This is a genomic window from Acidiplasma aeolicum, assembly GCF_001402945.1.
Taxonomy (GTDB): Archaea; Thermoplasmatota; Thermoplasmata; order Thermoplasmatales; family Thermoplasmataceae; genus Acidiplasma; species Acidiplasma aeolicum.
The window spans coordinates 1-1,815 of record NZ_LKBG01000105.1; the positions used below are offsets into that span (position 1 = coordinate 1).

The 1,815-nt window shown below is 27.4% G+C and carries 2 protein-coding genes; one reads left to right on the forward strand and one right to left on the reverse strand.

Annotated elements, in window-relative coordinates; translation table 11 throughout:
• Positions 1 to 26 precede the first annotated feature (26 nt).
• On the reverse strand, positions 27 to 980 hold the full coding sequence (rfbB, locus tag AOG54_RS03010; RefSeq protein WP_055032395.1) for a dTDP-glucose 4,6-dehydratase: 954 nt from the start codon (positions 978 to 980) through the stop codon (positions 27 to 29).
• A 71-nt stretch (positions 981 to 1,051) separates the two neighbouring features.
• Here rfbB and AOG54_RS03015 point away from each other — a divergent pair.
• Positions 1,052 to 1,815, forward strand: a 764-nt coding sequence (locus AOG54_RS03015) for a sugar phosphate nucleotidyltransferase (protein WP_084795473.1), incomplete at its 3' end; no start/stop codon positions are given.

Sequence of the window (1,815 nt, forward strand, 5' to 3'; positions counted from 1 at the left end):
TGATCATAAGAAGCATTTTTTTAGGATTACCAATTCTTTTTCCCATACCACCAGCTTTTATTGTTTTTATACCAATCTATTGTTTTATTAAGTCCCTCATTTATATCAACTTCTGGTTTAAAACCCAATGCATTTAATTTTGATGAATCTAATGAGTATCTTAAATCATTACCAGGTCTATCGTTAACACATTTTATCAATGACTCGGGTTTATTCATTATGTGTAATATTTTTTTGACTATTTCAATATTTTCTAATTCAATCTCCGAACCAATATTATATATTTCTCCGTTTTTACCTCTTGCCATAACTTTTATTATACCTTTTACATTATCATCAACATATAACCAGTCACGTCTATTTTTCCCATTTCCGTAAATTGGTATTTTTTTGTCTAATAATGCATATATTATAGTTTTAGGTATTAATTTTTCTGGATGCTGATAAGGACCGTAATTATTAGAGCTTCTAGTAATAGAAACTGGTATTCCATAAGTTTTGAAATATGCCAGTATTAATAAATCCGCCGATGCCTTTGTTGCACTGTAAGGATTATTTGGGTTCAAGCATGAATTTTCATCGAATTTTTTATTTAATGCGTTTCCATATACTTCATCTGTTGAAATATGTATAAATTTTTCAATATTCCTGTTTTCCTTCATATAATCTAGTATATTATATACACCATAAATATTGGAATTTAAAAAATCATGGGCATCAACTATTGATCTGTCTACATGCGATTCTGCAGCGAAGTTTACTATAATATCCACATCCTTCAATGCTTTTTCTATATCTATTTTATTAAATAAATCCCCTTTAATAAATTCTATATTATCATTTTTGATATTATTTAGATTTGATGCATAGGTTAATTTATCAAATACCTTTATATTATAATCATAATTTTTCAATAAATAATTCACAAAATTAGAACCTATAAAGCCATATCCACCGGTAACAAGAATATTTTTTTGCATGGTTCTAATATTAAATGGAATTATAAAATAATTTGCAAAACTTAAAGTAAAGATAATAAATCACATTTTTAATGAAAGGAATAATATTGGCTGGTGGTACAGGTACAAGGTTAAAGGATCTGACAAAGGTAACAAATAAACATCTATTGCCAGTATATGATAAACCAATGATATATTTTCCGATTAATACTTTAAAATGTGCAGATATCGACTCTATATTAGTGGTTACTGACAAAAGAAGGACGACAGATTTTCTTTTGCTTCTTGGAAGCGGTAGTGATTTTGGTGTTAGGTTTACTTATGCACTGCAGGAAAGTGCCAAGGGTATTGCTGATGCCTTAAGCAAGGCCAAAGATTTTGTAAATAATGATGATGTTACAGTTATTCTTGGGGATAATATAATTTTTGGAGATATAAAAGAGTTAAAAGAACCATTAAATAAAAGCTGTAGAATATTTTTGAAAAAGGTTGAAGATCCTGAAAGATTTGGAATTGCCTATGTTAAAAATGGCATAATTACAAAAATAGTTGAGAAACCCAAACAACCAAAATCAAATCTTGCAATAATAGGTTTATATCAATATAAAAGTAATGTTTTTGATATAATTAATAATGTAAAGCCGTCAAAAAGAAATGAATTGGAAATTACAGATGTGAATAAGTATTTTCTGGACAATGATGATATAGAATATAAAATTATAGATAATGATTGGATAGATGCTGGAACCATAGAATCTTTATTTAAGGCAAACGAAATGGAAAGAAAATTTAAAGCTACTGATAAGTATTTTCTGGACAATGATGATATAGAATATAAAATTATAGATAATGATTG